This is a genomic window from Novosphingobium sp. NBM11, assembly GCF_015390225.1.
GTDB lineage: Bacteria > Pseudomonadota > Alphaproteobacteria > Sphingomonadales > Sphingomonadaceae > Novosphingobium.
The window spans coordinates 665,969-685,386 of the sequence record NZ_VUOG01000003.1 but is presented as its reverse complement, the minus strand read 5'-3'; the positions used below and the strand labels follow the sequence as shown (position 1 = coordinate 685,386).

Below are 19,418 nucleotides of genomic sequence, written 5' to 3'. Positions count from 1 at the left end.
ATGGCCCCGCGCCATCCCTGCTTGCCGCCGCATAGTGTGCCGCCCCGCGCTCCGGCGCAACCTCCCCTTCCCGTGGCGGCGGCAGCGACGTCACGGCCCGTCGCGCCGGACCAGCGACAGTGGCCAAAGCGAGGTCTGGAGGTAGGCGCCGTCCAACGGCGTGGCATGCCCGGTCAGTGCCTGCAGCAGGAGCGCCCCCGCCTCCCCCTCCAGCCAGCCGCCCATCGCGACCGTCCGGTTCCGCGCCTCGTCGCAAGCGGTGATCGCCAGCGCACACCGGTCGCCTTCCTCCGCCTGCCCGTCCAGATCGGCAAAACCGGTGATGGCGATTTCGCGCCCGTCTTGCTCCAGAAAACCGTCCACCAGCGCGACGCGCCCACCCGGTTCGGCCAGCACGCGGAGGGCGAGCCGCATGCCGTCCGCGCCGCTCCAGACGCCCGACGCCGGATGGGGAACGGCCACCCCCGCCGGCGGCAACCCGGCATAGGGGGTATCCGAAGTCCTGCGATAGGTGAGCTTGTCACAATAGAGGCCGGGGCCGCACAGGCCCGGAAACTCCCCGGATGCCACGAGCAGATGATTGACCGTCACCTGCGCTCCGCCATCCTGGTCATGATACTGGCCGGCCATCGCCGACGCCCAATGCCAGCTCGGATCGGCAGGATCGCCACCGACCGAACGCCATGCGATCGCAAGAGCAAGCGGCTGGCCGTTCCCGCCGGAAGCGGTCCCGCCCCGACGGCCGGTCACGAGGTAGCGGCCCGTCGATCCGGTGGTCGATTCATACACGCCCCAGATCGCGCCGCTGCCCGCAGGCTTCTCCTCCACCGCGAGGATCATGCGCGAGCCGTACTCGTTCTCCCAGACGCCTGCGACCGTCACTCTGCCATCCCGTCATCACCAACCGGGCGAACTATCGCAGGCGCCAGAGGGGAAACCAGCTACCCGGACGAGTAGGTCGCCGCTATCGAGCGGTCTGAAAGGATCTTGCATGAAGAATACGATGCACGCCGGCCTTGCCGCAATCGCCGCGCTGGCGCTGCTCCTGCCGACCGGGGCCGCGCTGGCCGCAGCGCCCGGGCGCGGGACCGACGATACGCAGGCCGCCGCCAACATCCGCGCCCTGTTGCAGAACGATCCCGTGGTACCGACCGTCGCGCCGCGCGGCGCGGACGTCACGATCGTGCTGTTCTCCGACTACCAGTGCCCCTACTGCAAGCAGATCCACCCGGTGATCCAGCAACTGCTGCGCGAAGACCGGAAAGTGAAGGTCGTCTATCGCGACTGGCCGATATTCGGGGCGGGATCGGTCGAAGCCGCCCGCACGGCAATCGCCGCGAACTATCAGGGCAGGCACGCTGCGTTCAACGATGCCATGATGCAGACGCCGGGGCGGATTACCTCTCAAGGGGTGCGCGCGGCGGCCGATCGGGCCGGGATCGACTGGAACAGGTTGCAGGGCGACCTTGCGATCCACGCAAAGGATATCGACGCAGCCATCACCCGCACCAATCTCTACGCCACCGTGATGGGCCTCAAGGGTACGCCGGGCATCCTTGTCGGCCCCTATCTGATCCCCGGCGCGGTCGACATCGCGAACCTTCGGCGCGTGGTGGCCAGAGCGCGCGCCAATCCGACGGGCGCCTGACCGGAGCCATGCCGTTCAGCCCCCGTGCCGCCCCAGAAACGCATGGAGCAAGGACGGCCATTGCCCCACCGGCGCGTTTGCGGGGCCAATGCCGAAACCATGCCCGCCCTCCTCGAACAGGTGCGTTTCCACCGGCCGTCCCGCGCCGCGCATGGCATCCAGGAACAACATCGTGTTCTGATAGGGAACGGCCTCGTCATCGAGGGCGTGAACCAGAAACGTCGGCGGCGTATCGGCACCGACGTGCTGCGCGGGTGAGCGCCGGCCGATCAGGGCGAGCTCCGGCGCGGGGCCGAGCAGGGTCTGCGCGGAAAGAGCATGCGTATAGGGCGGCGTCACGGCAATGACCGGATAGATCAGGCCGGCGCAGTTCGGCACCGGGTCCAGCTCGTCCGCAGCATCGCGCGCGGCATAGACCGCTTGCCTTCCACTGGTGATGAGCGAAGCCGCCAGATGCCCGCCGGCCGAAAACCCCACCACGGCGACGGATCGGTCGATGCCGAAGTACGCCGCCCGCGACCGGATGAGGCGCATGGCGCGCTGCGCATCCTGCAGCGGCACGTCCCAGCGATCGGCCCAGCCCTCGCCCGGCAAGCGATAGATCAGGACGAACACGGTGTAACCCAGACCCGTGAACACCCGCGCGACGTCCAGTCCTTCGTTGCGGCTCGACACGAAATTGTATGCGCCGCCCGGGATCGCCAGCAGGGCGCGACCATTGCCTTTCTGCGGACGGAACACCCGCATTTCGGGCCGGATCACCCCGGTAATGAACGTGGGATCGAGCGTGGCGGACTTCGACGGCGCCACCTTCGGCGCGCCGGGCGGCTGCCCTTCCCAAAGCGGCAGTGCAGGCGCCTCCAGCCACGCGGCAGACAACTGGCCCGCACCCTGCGGGATCTTCAGGGCTTCCCTGGCGGCTTGCACCGGCCCGTTCGTCAGCAACATTCCACTCCCCAGCAGCACCTGCCTGCGGTTGATCGGCCATTCCATTCCATTCTCCCGCAACAAGCAGGCCGGAAAGCTTCCGACCATCCGACTCCCGCATACAACCCCGGTCCGCGACAGGCGGGACCGGCGGGCACGCCACCGCCGGCCATCCTGCCACTGCCGACCACGTCCGCCAACCTCCCGGAACCGATGTCATACCGTGAAAATGCACGATTGCGTAATCGATTGCTCTATCCTAGGATCGGTCGCGCGGATTGGCCAGCACGAATTGCCATCAACCAGGGAACGGCAAAATTACGGGGTTTTCAATACGGGTATAAGCGGAAGCGCGCTGCTTCCGACAGGGACACAGGCGCCGTTCGAGAATTTTAGTGTAACGTTTACGCGAGGGCCGATCCTCGCCAAGGCAAGCGAGAGGAATATTTCAGTATGGCGACCATGGTCACCGCAAACGGCAATCGTGGTATGCCTGAGTCCACCTTGTGGACCGCCGCCGACCTGTCCTCCCTCACCCTGACATCCGACAACACCATCCCGGCTTTCGCGCTGGACGAAACCGTGCGCGTGCCCGGCTTCGATCTGTGGGACATGTGGCCGGTCGAGCGGGCCGATGGCTCCCTGCCCCGCTTCGATGGCGCCGCCCTGTGGATGGTGCTGACCGCCCCGGCGGGGGAGGATCCGGACGCGCGCCATGCCATCGCGCGCATCCACCTCGCCAGCGAGAAGGGCGGTTGCTGGACCTTGCACCAGCCGGTGTTTCCCGATGGCTTTACGCCGGGCGACCGGGAATGGTCGGGCTCGGCCGTTCTCGACGAGACGGCCGGGTTGCTCACCGTCTATTTCACCGCCGCCGGGCGGCGCGGCGTCACCCCGCCCAGTCTGGAACAACGGCTGTTCGCGGCGCAATGCGGGTTCGAAGCGCTGGATGGCACGTTTGCGCTATCCGGCTGGTCCGGGCTGACGGAAGTCATCATCGCGGACGGCCGGCACTACAGGGTCGCGGACCAGACGGAAGGGCGGGCGGGAGAAATCCTCGGCTTCCGCGATCCCGGGTTCTTTCGTGATCCGCGCGGCGGCGGAGACTTCCTGTTCTTCACCGGATCGTGCGCACGTTCTTCCTCGCGCTGGACCGGCGTCATCGGCGTCGCCACGGCGAGCGATGGCGAAACCTCCGGCTGGACCCTGCGGGCGCCGGTGCTCAACGCGGCCGGGCTGAACAACGAGCTGGAACGCCCGCACATGCGCGCGGTGGATGGCAAATATTACCTGTTCTGGTCGACACAGGGCAAGGTCTTCGCCGAGGACGGCGCGGCCGCGCCGACCGGTCTTTATGGCGCGGTGGCGCCGACCCCGCTGGGACCGTTCACGCTGCTCAACGGGACGGGGCTGGTTGCGAGCGTACCCGAGCAATGCCCCGCGCAGGAATACAGCTGGTGGGTCATGAACGATCTGCAGGTGATCGGTTTCGCCGATTATCCGGGCATCGGCGACATGGCGTCGATCACCGAGGCCAGCCAGCGCCGAGCCCATTTCGCCGGCTATCCCGCGCCGTTCTTCCGTATCGCGCTAGATGGCGCGACATCGCGGGTGGTCGCCTGAGCGATAGGCTGGGCGATACTGGCCCGTTCAGCTCGATCCGCGCACGATCAACCGCGGCTCGATCTGCTGCGATGTCGTTTCCTCTCCGCCGATGCGCCGCAGCAGGGTTTCGGTCAGAAGCTGCGCGCCGTGGCGCAGTTGCTGGTCGATGGTGCTGAGCGGGGGCGACATATGCTCACCGATCGGCAATCCGTCGTAGCCGATGACCCTGACATCGTCCGGTACCCGCCGCCCCAGATCGCGCAACGCGCGGATCACGCTGATCGCGGTGACATCGGAGCCGGCGACGATCCCGTCGGGCATCTCCGACAAGGTTTCCAGCTTCTGCCTTACATCCGCGTAGGCGGCATCGGGCTCGAAGTGCGTCGGAAGTTCCTGCAACGGCGGCAGACCCGCTTCCAGCACGGCCATGCGGGCGCCATCGATACGTTCGCCAAATTCCGAACCATCCACCGGCCCGGCATAGGCGATGCGCGTGCAACCGCGTTCGACAAGGTGCATGGCCGCCAGCCGCCCGCCCAGCCGGTTGTCCGAACCGATCGAACAGTGATGCTGGCCCGGCGAATGGCCGCCCCACACCACCATCGGGCGATAGCGGCGCGAAACGGTTTCAATGATATGGAACTGGTCCGACTGGCCGACGACGATGATCCCGTCGACCCGGCCGCTCGCGATGAAGCGGTCCATCCAGCGGTCGTTGCGTGGCAGCACGCGCGACAGCAGCATGTCGTATCCGTTCTCGGCGAAGGCATCGGCGAGAAAGCCTGTCATCGTGTTGAAGAACGGGTCCGAAAGGTGCTGCAATGCTTCGTGGCCCAGCGGAACGAGCACGCCGATCGTCATGGTGCGCTGCGTGCGCAGGTTGCGGGCGGCGATGTTGGGCTGGTAGCCGAGCTTTTCGGCGAGCGCGGAAATGCGCTTGCGCGTTTCGTCGCTGACGCGGCCCGACCCCGTGAGCGCGCGCGAGGCCGTGGCCGTCGACACACCGGCCAGTTCGGCAAATTCCTTGAGATTCTTGACGCTGACCATCTGATCCTTCGTGTCTCGGCTCCAAGCCTTCAGGCGCAAGCCCTCGATACCCCGGCGCAACACCTACACGCGGTTGCGCAACCGGCCAATGGCCTGCTCCGCCTCACCGCAGGCTGGCGCGCGCGTCCGCGTCGCTTTCCGCATCCATGCGCGGTGAACCGTCCAGACGCAGCGAGGGAAAATTGGCGGCCGAAACCGCCTGCCATTGCGGCAAGGCCGGCGTATCGGGCGAGCCGGTTGCCGCAAAGGCCAGCAGCGCGCCCGACATCCTGGCAGCCAGATCGAGCGCCTCGTGACCTCCGCCGGTCATCGAGGCGCACTTTCCGGCGTTGCCGAACCAGAAGGGGATATCAAGGCAGTGGAACGCCATCGGCCGTCCATCAAGGATCGGCGTCTGCCACGTGAACCAGAACAGATGAGTCGCTCCAGCCCCGGCAGCGACACGCCGCCGCGCCTGATCGATCACCGCCTGCCGGATCGGGGCCGTGGCGATCCGCGACCACAGGGCGAAAGGCGCCGCATCGGGCGCCGTGCGCCGGAACGCCTCCAGCACAGGTCCTGCGCGCCCGGGCACGAACTTCTCGACCCGGGCGCGCAGGCCTTCGGCATCCAGATCGTTCACGTCGGGATTGTTGATGCCGGTCACGAACTCGTTGAGCGTCGATCCGATGATCAACGGCACCTCGGGCATGGTCCGAGGCATAGCCGGATCGACTGCATCGGGCAGGATCGTCCTGCCATCGACGACCGGGGCAAAGTTCAGCATTTGCGGCAGGCGGCGAACGTCGAGAAACCCATCGAACGGCGGGTTGACCCGGGCGGCCACGCGCGCGGCTGCGGCGCGCAAGGTCGCGTAGGGCATGGCCTGAAGCCGCGCGAGATCACCCTTGCGCACGCCCAGTTCCTGCAACAGGAGCGCGGAAAGCCTGGCACTGCGCTCCGGTGTGTTGAACTGCGCGAAAGAGCCGCTGAAAATGGCGGCCCGGTGAAACAGGCCGCGCGCCGCCGGCATTCCCATCAGCGCGCTCACCTTGGCCCCGCCGCCGGACTGGCCGAACACGGTGACGCGCGCGGGATCGCCCCCGAACTCCGCGATATTGTCCTTCACCCAGCGCAGCGCCGCCACGATGTCCAGCATCCCGGCGTTGGCCGAATCCCGCAGGTCTTCGCTCCATTTGGAAAGATCGAGAAAGCCAAGGACGTTGAGGCGGTGATTGAGCGTGACGACCACGGCTCCGCCGGTGCGCGCAAGATTTTCGCCATCGAAAGCGGGAATGTCATGCCCCGAACCGGCCGCGAAACCGCCGCCGTGAAGCCATACGAGCACCGGGCGGCGCGCGTCGTCGCATCCGGCGGTCCACAAGTTGAGCCGCAGGCAGTCTTCATCCTCCACCGCATCGTTCCAGCGGAAGATGAAGGCTTCCTCATCGTTGAACCGTCCGGTTCCCTTGTCCTGCCGCGCGATCGGGCCGTAGTGCAGCGTGGAGCGAACGCCCTGCCACGGTTTGACCGGCTGCGGCGGCTGGAAGCGGTTTGCCCCGGCGGTGGACGCGGCATAGGGTACGCCCTTGAACATCAGGACGCCGCCCTGGCGATATCCGCGAATGCGTCCGTTGACCGTGCGCGCCGTCACCAGCGCCGGGTCGGTCGTGATCCCGTCGTCGGGAACCATGCCGTTCGTGGCCCTTTCGCCTCTCCCGGCGGCGGAAGCAGCCGCGGGCGCGGAGCCAAGCGCCAGGCCCGCCGCCACCGCGCCCTTGATCAGTCCCCGACGATCGAGTCCCTCGCTGGTGTCATCACGCCGCGCCATGGCTGAGGCTCCCGCCCCCGGAACGGCAGCACCTTCTCCCGCTGGAGCCGGTGCCGCCGCGTCTCGGGTCAGTTGGTATTGAGGCGGAACGTCACGCCGATCGTGCGCGGGCGCGGCCCTGCGAGCAGCGTGGGGCCGTTCGCCGAGGTCAGTCCGCGCAGGTCCGAAAGGTTGTCACCGAACAGGCGCACCTCGTAGCGGTCGAACCGCACGCCGATGCTCGCCTGATAGAGCTCATACGGGTTGATCTCGTTGACCGTGGCATCGCCCAGGCGCGAGCGGCCCACGAACGTCGCAGAGCTCGTCGCAAAGAGCACGGCGCGGCCGATGTCATGCTCGTAGGTCGCGTCCAGACGGAAGTTGTGCGTCGGCGTGTTGAGCAGGCGCAAGCCATTGGCAATCCGCGGATCGGCCCCCGAGAAGGCGGGCAGGACGCGCGTGAACTTGGAATTGTTGACGTTGCCGATGGCGTTCAGCGTAAGCCCCCGCAGCGGGGTGCGCCAGGACAGCTCCATGTCGATACCCTGCGCCTTGCCATCGCCCAGATTGGCGAAGGCGGAGAGGCCGATCGAGGTGTTGAAGGCACTCTGGATGTTCGTGTACTTGATGTCGTAGAGGCTGACGGCGACGTGCAGCGCGCCATCCAGCAGCGATCCCTTGGTCCCCACTTCCAGGTTGCGCAGCTTGTCCGGTGTCAGCGAGATGCTGCTCGGCACGCCATCGGCGATCACCGCGTCGGCCTGCGCCTTCGATTGCAGGATGCCGCTGCGGAAACCGGTGCCCGCGTTGAAGAACAGCATCCAGTTCGGCGATGGATTGATCGCCAGGTTCGCGCGCCAGGTCAGCGCATCGGGCGTAGCCTTGCTGGTCACGCCGACCCCGTTCGAAACCGAATCCGACGAACGGTGATCCTTGAAGTAGCGCAGCCCCACCAGCGGCACGACCTTTCCATCGAACAGCGAGTAGCTCACTTCGGAAAACACGGCCGCGTTTTCGGTCTTGGTGATCGTCCGCCCGTTCAGGGCCAGCGTCGGGAACGTCAGATTGAACGTATAGAGGCTGCGCGCGTTCTGGTAGTACACGCCCGCAACACCCTTGAACGGGCCGGCACCGTTTGTCGCAAGACGCAGTTCGTTGACGAAGCTGCGCGCATCGCCGCCGTTGTTCAACACGCCGATGCCCAGCGGCGCGCCCAGATTGAGCCCCACCTGGAAACCGCCGGGCAGCGACTTCTGGTACGATGTCGCGTTGGTCAGCGTGAAATCGCCGATCTCGCGCTCGATCGTGTTCGAGACGTACCACGCGCGCCGGCGGTCATAGCCGACCACGTCGCCCTGGTACGCGGCATAGGGCGGATCAAGCGAGTTGATCACGTTGAGGTACTTCTGGTCCGTGCTGAAGTACCAGCCCCGCGCGCGCACTGTCGTCAGTTCGTCCGGCTTCCACAGCAGCACCGCCTGGATATCCTTGGAGATGACGTAGTTGGCGTCCTTCTCGCGCGGGGTGCCGGTCGGCGCGCCCGAATAGATGTCGGCCGTGCCCGCGCGGCGGTCATAGCCACCGCTGATGCGCAGCGCGAGCTTGCCCGGCACCAGCGGAACGGAAAAGGCGCCTGCCCCGCGGTAGTTGGGATCGCCCGCCTCGCGCGTGCCCGAAAGCTCCAGCTCGCCCGCGTAGGTGATCTTCTCGAGATCGGGATTCTTGGTGTGGTAGATGATCGTGCCCGCCGACGAGCCAAGCCCGTAAAGGGTGCCCTGCGGCCCGCGCAGGACTTCCACGCGATCGATGTCGAAGTACTGGACCGGCGGCGCCGCCTGGTTGTTCGGCACGCCGAACGGTGTGTCATCGAGGTAGTAGCCGATCAGGCCATCGCCGATCGGGCCGCCGGCGCCCGAGCCGCGGAACGAGAAGATGCGATAGCCGGCACCGATTTCCTGCGCCTGCGATGCGCCGGGGATCAACTGGATCAGGTCCGCCCCGTCACGCACGTTGCGCTGCTTCAGCGTATCGCCGCTGAACGCCTGGATAGCGAGCGGCACCTTGTCGAGCCGGACCGAGCCGGACTTCAGGGCGGTGACAACGATTTCCTCTGCGCTGGCAGTGTCGCTCGCCTTGTCGGCGGCGGTTTCCTGCGCGTGCGCGGGAGCAATCCCGCACGCCGCCCCGCAAGCTGCCATCGCAACAGCGCATAGCAGGCGCGTGTGCAGAGATTGAATATGCTGGTGAGCCTTCATGATACCCTCCCTTGTTTTGCAGTTGAGTAATCGATTACGCATTTGATGTCAAACCATGCACAGAAGCCAAACACCCCTGCGACCGCTATGCCCCGGGCCGGTCTCCACTCCCCTTCAGGAAAGCCGCCCCCAGGGCGAGCTTCCACGAAGCGGTGAACGTCCGGGCCGCGCGGGATGCCGGCGCGATGAAATCGAAACCGTGGTAAGCGCCGGGAACGACCAGCATCTGCGTCGGCACGCCCTGCCGGATCAGCGCCTGCGCATAGGCGATGTCTTCATCGACGAACAAATCGATCGCGCCCACGCCGATGAACGCCGGCGGCAGGCCGGCCAGGTTTTCCACTCTCGCCGGCACTGCGCCGTGCGGCACCGAGGCCATGCCCGCGGGTTGCCCCAGCAGGCTGGTCCAGCCGACAACGTTGCCCGCCTCGTTCCAGCCGATCGTTCCGATGAACGGCGGAACACGCCGGATGCTGCCGGTGCGATCATCGAGCATCGGATAGATCAGCACCTGATAGCACAACGGCACGCTCGCGCGATCGCGCGCGGCAATCGCCAGCATGGCGGCAAGCCCGCCGCCGGCACTTTCGCCCTTGATCGCAATACGATCCCGGTCAACGCCCAGTGCTTCGGCATTGGCATGCAGCCATACCAGGGCCGCATGGCAATCCTCCAGCGGCCCGGGAAACCGCGTCTCGGGTGATAGCCGGTAATCGACTTCCACCACCACGCAATCCAGTTCCTCGGCAAGGGTCTGCGATGCGGGAAAAGTGTCCTCCATCCGGCCGACGATGAAGCCGCCACCGTGGATATGCAGCACCGCCGGTCGCAGCATGCCATCGCGCCGCGCCCCGATCACCGCGACGCCGACATCCGGCTGGCCTTGCGCACCGGGCACCCGCCGAAGCTCGACCGCCGGCGCGGGCGACGGCAGCGCGGCGGGTGGGGGCGGCGCTTTCGCCCGCATTCCAAGGATCGCCTTGTGATCGAGCGGATCGGGCAAAGGGCGGGAAAGGATCAGCTTCGCGCCTTCGCGAAGTTCCGGATCGACCATGGTCAATCCGTCCGAATCGGCGCTCGCGATCGCGGGGCTCGCTCCCGCGCGGCCAACTCCAGCCGCCAATATCGCCGGTGCGGCTGTCGCTCCCAGCGCGGCGATGCCGAACGTTCGTCGCGTAAAACCCACCTGCAATCCTCTCGGCCATTCGCTCCTTCAAGCGGGAGCGCACTCTGCGTAATCGATTTCTTACACCTTGCGACGGATAATGCAATCGATTACGCAGGCTTTCGTCATCACGGCGCGGCCGGCAGAAAGCCGTCCCACGAATTGAACGAACGCGCAGGAGAGGATCGAGCGCATGACCAGACCGGCAAAGGGTGCAAGCAGGATGCTGCGCGCGATAGTGGCGCTGCTGGCTTTCCTTCAGGGTTCGCCCTCGATTCACGCGCAAGACACGCCGCCGCCGCAAGTCCGTGTCGAGGACGACGGAACGGTCCACGTTCCCGCGATGACGGTGCCGGTATCGGCGATGCTTAGCCCGGAAGCGAAGCGCTATGTCGCCGATCACCTGAAGGCGATGCAGAACCCGCAACAGGTGCGCCAGAACAATGGCGTCCCGGTGTTCATGGAGCCTTATCTCGCCGAAGCGAAATCCACTTTCGCCTATGCCATGACCGAACGCAGGCTCGGCGGTGTCCGCGTGTTCGACTATGCGCCCAAGGCCGGCATTGCCCCGAAGAACGCGCGCCGCGTGCTGATAAACCTGCACGGCGGCGGCTTCATGGGCTGCTTTCCCGCATGTGCCGAACTCGAATCGATTCCGGTGGCGGCACTCGGACACGTGCGCGTGGTTTCCGTCGATTACCGCCAGGGACCGGCCTACCGGTTCCCCGCTGCCAGCGAGGACGTGGCGCTGGTCTATCGCGAACTGCTGAAGAGCTATCCCGCCGCAAACATCGGCATCTACGGTTGCTCCGCCGGTGGCATGCTGACGGGCATGGCGACGGCCTGGTTCCAGAAGCATGACCTGCCAAGGCCAGGGGCCGTCGGCATCTTCTGCGCCGGCCTCACCACCTCGGCCAACGGCTTCGGCGGCGATGCGGACTATATGACGGCCGCTGTCGGCGAAGCTCGCCCGGCCCCCAAATGGCCCCCCAGCGCCGATGCGCCATGGACCTCCCTGCCCTACTTCGCGGGCGCCGATCCCAGGGATCCGCTCGTGTCCCCCGGATCGTCCGACGAAGTGCTGCGGCAGTTTCCGCCGACGCTGATCATCACCGCGACGCGCGGATTCGAGCTGAGCTCCGCCGTCAGGACGCACAGCCGCATGGTGGCTCTGGGCGTGGATGCGGACCTTCACGTCTGGGAAGGCCTGTTCCACGGCTTCTTCTACAAGCCGAACATGCCGGAATCACGGGAAGCCTATGACGTGATCCTCAAGTTCTTCGACAAGCATCTCGGGCAATAGCGGCCCGTGATCAGGCCGGCGCGCCAAACGCGGCGTGCAGGCTCGATTTCCAGGCCTGCGTGAACTCGCGGGAAACGCGGGCTTGCGGCACCACGAAATCGAAAGCGTGGAAGGCGCCGGGCGTGACGTGAACGCGCGTCGGCACCCCGGCCGCGATCAACCGTCGCGCGAAATCGAGATCTTCCTCGACGAACAGGTCCAGCGCGCCCACGCCGATGAAGGAGGAGGCCAGCCCCTCCACGTCGGCAACGCGCGCCGGGACGCTGTTTTCAGGCACTTTGGCCAATCCTGCGGGAACGCCGAGAAAGCAGGACCACCCGAACCGGTTCGCCTGAGCCGACCAGCCGACCGTGCCAATATGTGGCGGCGCGGTTCGCGTCGATCCCGTGCGGTCATCGAGCATCGGATAGAGCATGACGAGGTGGCGGACCCGCACCTTGCCGCGATCGCGCGCCATAAGCCCGACCAGCGCGGCAAGCCCTCCGCCCGCGCTTTCCCCCATCACGGCGATCCGTGCGGGATCGATGCCGAGTGGTCCGGCATTCGCCGCCATCCATTCGAGCGCGGCATAGTTATCGAGCACGGGGCCGGGGAACGGCGTTTCGGGAGCCAGGCGATAATCGACGTTGACCACCACCGCATCGAATTCCGCCGACAGGGTCTGGCAGAACGCGGTCATGTTCCTCGCGCGGCCAGAGATCATGCCACCGCCATGGATGTGGAGAATGGCCGGACGGCCCGATGTGGAAGGCTTTGCGCCGATGACCTCGACCGCGACATCAGGCGCCCCGGCCAGGCCAGGGATCGTCTGCAACGCCACGGAGGGCGCGGGCGCATCGAGGAGGGGCGGGGGAGCCCACGAGGCCCGCATCGCCGGCAGCGTCTCTCGCGTGGGTGGTGGGAACGTCTGGCGCAACATCCCGCGCGCCGCTTCGCGGAGCTCGGGATCGAACAGCCGCAAAGGGTCTGCCGCCTCCTGGGCCAGTGCGCGCGCCCAGCCTAAGCCAGATGCGCCAAGGCCAGGCCACACGGCAAGACCCGTCCCCAGACAGGCCGCGCCGAAAAACAGATCTCTGCGGTTGAACTGCAAGCACGCCTCCCACGCCAGAACCGCTCGATAGCACAGCAGGTTTGGAACTCGAAGCAGGCGCGGCCATGACAGGGCTGCGATGGGCATGGACCTTGCCAGCGTCAGGACTAATTACCGGCGCGGTCCAGGCGTCGCGATCTGGTTTTGATAATTTGACAAAAATATCTTTTCGTCACATTTCTTGTTCGGGTCGCAACACGGCGGCGCGGGAGAGATGGATGGTCGACGATAGCGCGCTCGCTGCAAGCCGGGCGATTACCGGGGCAACGCAGGGCGGAGACGACGAGAAAGTCGCCGAACGGCTCAGGGCCTTTCTGAACCGGCAGGCGGCGCTCGGTGGAAACATCGGCGCGATCCGGATCGACGCTGGGCGCCGTTCGGCCGGCGCCTCCAGCGGGACGATCCTTTTCGACGCCGACATTGCGGGCGAAAACCAGCTGCCGCTGCGGCTCGTGTTCCGTTACGATCTTGGTGGCGCGTTCTTCAGCCAATATTCGCTGCCGCCCCAATTCTCGATCATGCAGGGCCTGCACGCGCGCGGGCTTCCGGTTCCGAAAGCGCTGTGGCTCGACGCCGATGGCGCGGTGAACGGCAAGCCCGGACTGTTCATGGAACGGATCGAGGGGATCGCGCCAAGCACCATGCCGTTCAACGAAGGCCCCTACATGGCCGTGGACGCGGCCGGTCGGCACGCCATGCTGCTCGAAGCGGCGCGGACGCTCGCGCTGATACACGCGACCTCTCCCGGTGGTCTCGCCGACGGGCATTTCGCGCAGCGCGGGGGCGATGGTCACTATCTCGATCGCGAGATCGGCTGGACACTGACCGAGCTGCGGCGAACGATTCCGCCCGCCGCGCAGGATGCAAAGGCGGATTTCTACCGCGACATTCGCCAGACGCTGGAGACGGTCGCCGACTGGCTGACAGCGCAGGCGCCGCGCCACCGCGCCCCCGAACTGGCGCACGGCGACGCGAACATATCGAACTTCATGTACGGCGAAGACGGCAAGGTTGTGGCCCTGCTCGATTGGGAACTGGCGCACCATGGCGTCGGGGAAGCAGACCTTGCCTACCAGATTGCCGGGATCGCTCATTTCGCGCTGCTCGCGCCGCCCGTCGATGGCATTCCGACGCCCGACGAGATGATCGCGGCCTACCTGCAGGCGCGCGGGAAGCTCGACGACTGGGCGTTCGCACAGGTGCTGGGCGAATGGCGCCTGGCGGTCTTCGCCTCGATGGGCATGAGCCGCCTGCCCCCCGAACTCGAAGACGTCGAACGCACCTATTGGACCGCGACACGCAAGCGCCTCGCGGCGCTGGTTCCGGGGATCGGTGCATGATTCCCGCCGAGGATATCATCGTCCTGCCGGTCGAGGACGAGTGGCCGCACGCCCCCGAACCCGACGCGCATTGGCAGGAAAGCGTGGTTCTCTGCTTTCAGGACATCGAGCAGGGATTGGGCGGCTTCATCCGGATCGGCCACCACCCCAACCTGGGGACGGGCAATTGCACGTTCGGCGTCGTGGGGCCGGGCGTCGGCTACAATCGTTCGCGGATCGACGTGCCGATGCGCGAGGGCGACCGCTTCGCGAACGGCTTTGCGATCGACGGATTTCTGACCGCGACCTTCGACAGCGCGACCAATCGCTGGACCGCCAAGGATGACGATTGCGCGCTCGACCTGCATGTCGAAAATCTTCATCCGCATTATGACGCCTGGGCCTTGTCCGGCCTGACCGGCGGCTTCCGCGAAAAGTTCGCGGCGATGCACACCGAGGTCGCAGGGCGGGTTCATGGAACCATGCGGATCGGTGACCGGACATGGACGGTCGACGGCTTCGGGCACCGCGATCACAGCTGGGGGGTGCGCAAGCACGACGATCCCGAGGCCGCGCTCGCCACCTTCTTCTGGCTCGTCGGTTCGTTCGGACCCGACCTGATCTTTAGCATGAGCGAGTCGATCACCTTTTCAGGCAGACGCAACCGCACCGGCTTCGTGATCCGGGAGGGCGAACTCGCCCGCCCCCTGACGCTGGATGCGCGCTTCGGGGTGACGCTCGACGGCATAACGATGCGCGATGCGCGCGTGACCTTCGACGCCGCCACGCTCGGCACGCACACGATCGACCTCGAAGGTTTCGGCAATGTCGTCCTCGGCATGGGCGGCCGCTATCTTGAGGTGGGCATGCCGGCGCGGGGGCACTGGAACGGTCGCACCGGCGGGGTTCACCTCAGCACCATGTTCAATGCACGCGGCGGGACCGGCCAGCCGCCGATGCTGTTCGGCACCTCGTCCGCCAACGGGCTTTACCGCGAGCAGGCCTTTCAGGAGGTCCGGAAACGCTAGCGCGCGGAGAGATTGCGCTTTGGGGATAACCGCTCTCCGAGGTCGGCGACAGAGGACTCAAGGATCGAAAATCGCTTTTCGACAACGGCATTCGTTCATTTGTCGAGCGCAGGCATGCTGGTCGAGCCAGCATCGCCATTGACCAGAATCTCCACCACTGAAATGCTTTAGGGATGAAGCTGCGACCATTGCGAGCAATCGCCCTAGCCTTTTCAGGCATCTCCCTTCTCCATGCGGTAGCGAGCCGAGCCGCACCACCCCCGCACGACGCCGTCTATTCCGATGCAACCGTCATCGATGGAACCGGCGCACCGGCGCGGACGCATCAGGACATCATCGTCTCGGACGAACGCATCGTCGCGATCGTCCCGCATGGTAGCGCGACCGGGCGGGACGGACCCGGCGCGCGACGTGTTGATCTATCCGGCCTTTTCGTCATCCCTGGCCTGATCGACAGTCACGTGCACATGGCAACGCCGCCCGAGCCAGTCAGGGCGCGCGCGCGACTGCGGCGCGATCTTTTTGGCGGCGTGACCGCAGTGCGCGACATGGCCGACGACATCAGGCTGGTCGGCGAACTGGCACGCGAGGCACGCTTCGGAGAAATTCCAGCGCCTGACATCGCCTATGTCGCCGTGTTTGCCGGACGCCCCTTCTTCGCCGACCCCCGCGTCGGCTCGGTGAGCAAGGGCTATGCGCCGGGAACCGCGCCGTGGATGCAGGCGATCGACGAGCAGACCAACATCGTGCACGCCATCAGCATGGCACGCGGCACCGGCGCCGCGGCGATCAAAATCTACGCCGACCTGCCGTCCGACCTGATCGCCGCGATCACGCATGAAGCGCATCGCCAGCACATGCTCGTGTGGGCGCATAGCGCGGTCTTCCCCACCCGCCCGGCCGATGTCATCGACGCGGGCGTCGATTCCGTGAGCCATGTCTGCTACCTCGCCTATCAGGCCGAGCCGGTCATGCTGTCCTCCTATGAGGATCACACACCGGTCCACGAAAACCTTCTAAAGCAACCCGATGACCCGGTCATGGCTGGTCTGTTCGCCGATATGGTGCGCCGCGGGACGATCCTCGATGCGACCGGCAGCCTGTTCGTGCGCTATGACAAGGAGCGGGCGGCCCATCCGGAACGCAAGGCGCTGCGCTGCACCGGCCCGACCACGACACGTCTGACGCGACAGGCATGGCACGCTGGCGTACCGATCTCCGCCGGCACGGATTCGGTAGCGGGTGCCGGAAGCCAGTGGCCCGATGTCTTCCCCGAGATCGAGTTCCTCGTCCGCGATGTGGGCATGCCTCCGCTTGCTGCGATCCATTCGGCCACCGCCGTCGGCGCGCGGGCGATGGGACAGGGACAGGACATGGGCACGCTCGAACCAGGAAAGCTCGCGAACTTCGTCGTGCTGTCTGCCGATCCCCTCGCCGACATCGGCAATATCCGCAGCGTGCAGATGACGGTAAAGCGCGGTCACGAATACCGCCGGGCAGACTATCGCCCGGTAACGGCCGACGAGATGGGTAACGACAATGACGACTGACAGGCGCACCTTTCTGGGCGCGGCATCGGGAACCGCAGCGGTCGCCGCGCTGGGCGTTGCGGGCAAGGCGAGCGCGCAAGGACATACAATGCTCATCGTCAATGCGCTCGGCGGGATGGACGATCCCAACCATCCTCACGGCAATCTCGTCCCTGACCTCTCGCCGCGCGTGCTGGCCGAAGCGCACGCGTCGGGCCTGACGGCGATCAACGTTACGCTGGGTTATGTCTCGGGCGAGGAGGATCCCTTCGAACTTTCGGTGCGCGATATCGCCGCGACCGATGCGCTGGTTCGCAAGCACGCGCGCGATGTACTCAAGGTCCATACCGCATCGGACATCCGCCGCGCCGCGCAGGAACGACGCATCGGGCTGATCTACGGCTTCCAGAACGGCGCGATGATGGGCAAGGACCCATCGCGCGTGGATATTTTCGCCGGGCTTGGCGTGCGCGTATTCCAGTTGACCTATAACCCCGCCAACCTGCTCGGCGACGGATCGATGGCGCCGGAGAACCGCGGCATCACCGCGCTCGGCCGCGAAGTGATCGCGCGATGCAACGCAAACCGGGTAATGGTCGACCTGTCGCACAGCGGCGAACAGACCTGCCTCGATGCCGCGCTGGCCTCGTCCCAGCCGATCTCGATCAATCACACCGGATGCCGTGCGCTGACCGACCTGCCGCGCAACAAGACGGACGCAGAGCTTCGTCTGGTCGCAGAGCGTGGCGGCTTTGTCGGCATCTATTTCATGCCCTTCCTCAATCCCACCGGACACGCCCGCGCTGCCGATGTCGTCGCGCATCTCGACCATGCCGTGAATGTCTGCGGCGAGGATCACGTTGGCATCGGAACCGACGGATCGGTCACGCAGATCGACGACCTCGTTGCCTATCAGGCCGCGCTCGCCAAGGAGATCGCGGAGCGTCAGGCAGCCGGGATCAGCGCGGCGGGAGAGCGGGCGGACACCTATCCCTTCGTCGTCGACTTGCGCGGGCCGCAACAGTTCCACGACCTGATTGCCTTGCTGAAGGGCAAGGGCTGGACCCAGGCGCGGATCGAGAAGATCATGGGGCTGAACTTCGTGCGTTATGCCGAAGCCGTATGGGGCGCGTGACCGGGTGAAGCTGATCGATCGCGAAGAAGTCGCGCGCCGACTCGACCATGTCACCTGCATCGCGCTGGTGCGCGAAGCGATGATCGCTCTGGCCGAAGGGCGCACGCGGCAGCTTTTGCGCGGGATCATCGATCTGGGCAAAGGCGACATGTTCGGGGTAATGCCCGGCGCGATGGACGGTGCCGGCTTCGGCGTCAAAGTGGTCAGCATATTCCCCAACGCGCCGGGCGGCCGCTCGCACCAGGGCGTGATCGTCATCTTCGACCGCACAACCGGTGCCCCGACGGCGGTGATTGAAGGCGGCGAAGTGACTGCCATCCGCACCGGATGCGCATCGGCCGTCGCGACCGACGCCCTGGCGAATAGGGACGCGCACCAACTGGCCGTGCTGGGTACCGGCGAGCAGGCGTGGCAGCACATTGCCGCGATCCGCCATGTTCGCGCGCTCTCGCGGGTCACGATCTGGGGGCGCGACCCGGCCAGGTCGGCGGCGCTTGCCTGCCGCGTGGAACGCGAGCTGCAACTGTGCGCGCGTAGCGCACCGGACGTTCCCGCCGCGGTCGCACAGGCCGACATCATCTGCACGGTCACCGCGGCCGACGTGCCCATACTGTTTTCGCGCGACATCCCCGACGGCGCGCATGTCAACGTGGTAGGCTCCAGCCGGCTAGGTCCGGCCGAGATCGATAACGCACTGGTCGCCCGTGCCCGGTTCTTCCCCGACCACCGCGAAGGCGTTCTTGCCCAGGGCGCCGAGTTCCTGAACGCCCGTGAGGCAGGACTTGTCACGGACGATCATGTCTTGGCGGAGATCGGGCATGTCCTCAATGGCGACACGCCAGGGCGCCTGGGCCAGGCGGACGTCACGATCTACAAGTCGCTCGGCTCGATCGTACAGGACCTTGCCTGCGCAGCCTATCTCGCAGGTGTGTGAGCACACCCGCTCTCATTCCGGCCGATGGCGATCGGACGAACTTTGCGGCCATTCGCAGCGCAGGAAAGGTTCGGGCAAAGCCGTCATGAGTTCATGATCTTCCGGTACCGCACTGGGCAAAGTTCGTCGATTACATCGGTGGCTCAGAAGATCGGGGGGGGGGGGGGGTCGGGCACACGCTGCTGGAACGGATGAAGAGTCGGCATATTTTGCCAAGCCGATCATGTCGGATAGCTGCCGCAACGGCCACGCCGGAATGCGCGCGCGGTCTAACCTCCCACAATGGTGTGCGAGCGTGCGAAGAAGATGGGCGAGCGCGGAAGGTCGATAAAGCGCTGCTCGTCCTCGAACAGTTCGCGATTGGCGGTACGCCGCGCCGGGTCGTGGCCACTGCCGAGCAGATCGGCCTCGCTGTTCCAGCCGAGTTCGGCGACGCCATCGAAGGGCTGATCGGCCAGCCTTCCCTTGAGCAGGCCCCCGAGCACGGGATCATCGAGCCGGTGATGCTGGCGGTAAAGCGCCAGGCCGATGGTCGGCGCATGCCGCGCGACGAGCGGCGCGTGCGTTTCCAGCCAGTAGGTCTGGAATTCTTCGAGACTGAGCGACGGCAGCCGATGAAGGCAGAACAGCATCCGGATCATGGA

The 19,418-nt window shown here is 66.1% G+C and carries 16 protein-coding genes; 8 read left to right on the top strand and 8 right to left on the bottom strand.

Features of this window, described 5'->3' with window-relative positions; genetic code table 11:
• Positions 1-90: 90 nt before the first annotated feature.
• Positions 91-882: an avidin/streptavidin family protein gene (locus F1640_RS23255; protein ID WP_124808517.1), complete on the bottom strand. Its 792-nt coding sequence runs from the start codon at positions 880-882 to the stop codon at positions 91-93.
• Between the two features lie 109 nt (positions 883-991).
• Between F1640_RS23255 and F1640_RS23250 the strand changes: the two genes are divergently transcribed.
• Positions 992-1,648, top strand: a complete 657-nt coding sequence (locus F1640_RS23250; RefSeq protein ID WP_124808944.1) for a DsbA family protein — start codon at positions 992-994, stop codon at positions 1,646-1,648.
• A 15-nt stretch (positions 1,649-1,663) separates the two neighbouring features.
• On the opposite strand, the gene F1640_RS23245 is transcribed toward F1640_RS23250, so the two are convergent.
• Positions 1,664-2,641 carry an alpha/beta hydrolase gene (locus F1640_RS23245; protein ID WP_124808943.1) on the bottom strand — a complete coding sequence of 326 codons (978 nt, stop codon included), beginning with the start codon at positions 2,639-2,641 and terminating at the stop codon, positions 1,664-1,666.
• A 423-nt stretch (positions 2,642-3,064) separates the two neighbouring features.
• On the opposite strand from F1640_RS23245, the gene F1640_RS23240 reads away from it, so the two are divergent.
• Positions 3,065-4,198 carry a glycoside hydrolase family 68 protein gene (locus tag F1640_RS23240; RefSeq protein WP_194921949.1) on the top strand — a complete coding sequence of 378 codons (1,134 nt, stop codon included), beginning with the start codon at positions 3,065-3,067 and terminating at the stop codon, positions 4,196-4,198.
• Between the two features lie 27 nt (positions 4,199-4,225).
• On the opposite strand, the gene F1640_RS23235 is transcribed toward F1640_RS23240, so the two are convergent.
• The 4 genes from F1640_RS23235 to F1640_RS23220 form a co-directional block, all read right to left on the bottom strand.
• Positions 4,226-5,227, bottom strand: a complete 1,002-nt coding sequence (locus F1640_RS23235; RefSeq protein ID WP_124808941.1) for a LacI family DNA-binding transcriptional regulator — start codon at positions 5,225-5,227, stop codon at positions 4,226-4,228.
• A gap of 103 nt (positions 5,228-5,330) precedes the next feature.
• Positions 5,331-7,037, bottom strand: a complete 1,707-nt coding sequence (locus F1640_RS23230; protein WP_124808940.1) for a carboxylesterase/lipase family protein — start codon at positions 7,035-7,037, stop codon at positions 5,331-5,333.
• Between the two features lie 68 nt (positions 7,038-7,105).
• The gene (locus F1640_RS23225; protein WP_206694938.1) at positions 7,106-9,214 is read right to left on the bottom strand and encodes a TonB-dependent receptor; all 2,109 of its coding nucleotides are present in this window, start codon (positions 9,212-9,214) and stop codon (positions 7,106-7,108) included.
• Between the two features lie 142 nt (positions 9,215-9,356).
• Positions 9,357-10,457, bottom strand: a complete 1,101-nt coding sequence (locus F1640_RS23220) for an alpha/beta hydrolase (protein WP_223806572.1) — start codon at positions 10,455-10,457, stop codon at positions 9,357-9,359.
• 172 nt (positions 10,458-10,629) lie between these two features.
• On the opposite strand from F1640_RS23220, the gene F1640_RS23215 reads away from it, so the two are divergent.
• Positions 10,630-11,739 (top strand): alpha/beta hydrolase fold domain-containing protein, encoded by a 1,110-nt coding sequence (locus tag F1640_RS23215; protein WP_223806571.1) that lies wholly within the window; start codon positions 10,630-10,632, stop codon positions 11,737-11,739.
• A gap of 10 nt (positions 11,740-11,749) precedes the next feature.
• On the opposite strand, the gene F1640_RS23210 is transcribed toward F1640_RS23215, so the two are convergent.
• Positions 11,750-12,916, bottom strand: coding sequence for an alpha/beta hydrolase (locus F1640_RS23210; RefSeq protein WP_124808939.1), 1,167 nt, complete (start codon positions 12,914-12,916; stop codon positions 11,750-11,752).
• Between the two features lie 131 nt (positions 12,917-13,047).
• Here F1640_RS23210 and F1640_RS23205 point away from each other — a divergent pair, with 131 nt between their 5' ends.
• The 5 genes from F1640_RS23205 (at position 13,048) to F1640_RS23185 (ending at position 18,774) form a co-directional block, all read left to right on the top strand.
• On the top strand, positions 13,048-14,169 hold the full coding sequence (locus F1640_RS23205; protein WP_190287195.1) for a phosphotransferase family protein: 1,122 nt from the start codon (positions 13,048-13,050) through the stop codon (positions 14,167-14,169).
• A complete protein-coding gene (locus F1640_RS23200) occupies positions 14,166-15,176 on the top strand; it encodes a hypothetical protein (protein ID WP_124808937.1) in 1,011 nt (336 codons plus the stop codon). Before F1640_RS23205 ends, F1640_RS23200 begins: the two co-directional genes overlap by 4 nt.
• Before the next feature lie 188 nt (positions 15,177-15,364).
• Complete coding sequence (locus tag F1640_RS23195) at positions 15,365-16,726, top strand: amidohydrolase family protein (protein ID WP_255530693.1); 1,362 nt, start codon at positions 15,365-15,367, stop codon at positions 16,724-16,726.
• Positions 16,716-17,840: a dipeptidase gene (locus tag F1640_RS23190; protein ID WP_124808935.1), complete on the top strand. Its 1,125-nt coding sequence runs from the start codon at positions 16,716-16,718 to the stop codon at positions 17,838-17,840. Before F1640_RS23195 ends, F1640_RS23190 begins: the two co-directional genes overlap by 11 nt.
• Before the next feature lie 4 nt (positions 17,841-17,844).
• On the top strand, positions 17,845-18,774 hold the full coding sequence (locus tag F1640_RS23185) for an ornithine cyclodeaminase family protein (protein WP_124808934.1): 930 nt from the start codon (positions 17,845-17,847) through the stop codon (positions 18,772-18,774).
• Between the two features lie 269 nt (positions 18,775-19,043).
• On the opposite strand, the gene F1640_RS23180 is transcribed toward F1640_RS23185, so the two are convergent.
• Positions 19,044-19,415, bottom strand: coding sequence for an EthD domain-containing protein (locus F1640_RS23180; RefSeq protein WP_124808933.1), 372 nt, complete (start codon positions 19,413-19,415; stop codon positions 19,044-19,046).
• Positions 19,416-19,418 lie beyond the last annotated feature (3 nt).

Coding starts and splice junctions, on each gene's coding strand:
- F1640_RS23245 (WP_124808943.1), bottom strand. CDS start 2,641: ATGGAATGGCCGATCAACCGCAGGCAGGTGCTGCTGGGGAGTGGAATG.
- F1640_RS23215 (WP_223806571.1), top strand. CDS start 10,630: ATGACCAGACCGGCAAAGGGTGCAAGCAGGATGCTGCGCGCGATAGTG.
- F1640_RS23240 (WP_194921949.1), top strand. CDS start 3,065: ATGCCTGAGTCCACCTTGTGGACCGCCGCCGACCTGTCCTCCCTCACC.
- F1640_RS23205 (WP_190287195.1), top strand. CDS start 13,048: ATGGTCGACGATAGCGCGCTCGCTGCAAGCCGGGCGATTACCGGGGCA.
- F1640_RS23225 (WP_206694938.1), bottom strand. CDS start 9,214: ATGGCAGCTTGCGGGGCGGCGTGCGGGATTGCTCCCGCGCACGCGCAG.
- F1640_RS23190 (WP_124808935.1), top strand. CDS start 16,716: ATGACGACTGACAGGCGCACCTTTCTGGGCGCGGCATCGGGAACCGCA.
- F1640_RS23180 (WP_124808933.1), bottom strand. CDS start 19,415: ATGATCCGGATGCTGTTCTGCCTTCATCGGCTGCCGTCGCTCAGTCTC.
- F1640_RS23250 (WP_124808944.1), top strand. CDS start 992: ATGAAGAATACGATGCACGCCGGCCTTGCCGCAATCGCCGCGCTGGCG.
- F1640_RS23200 (WP_124808937.1), top strand. CDS start 14,166: ATGATTCCCGCCGAGGATATCATCGTCCTGCCGGTCGAGGACGAGTGG.
- F1640_RS23230 (WP_124808940.1), bottom strand. CDS start 7,037: ATGGCGCGGCGTGATGACACCAGCGAGGGACTCGATCGTCGGGGACTG.
- F1640_RS23210 (WP_124808939.1), bottom strand. CDS start 12,916: ATGCCCATCGCAGCCCTGTCATGGCCGCGCCTGCTTCGAGTTCCAAAC.
- F1640_RS23235 (WP_124808941.1), bottom strand. CDS start 5,227: ATGGTCAGCGTCAAGAATCTCAAGGAATTTGCCGAACTGGCCGGTGTG.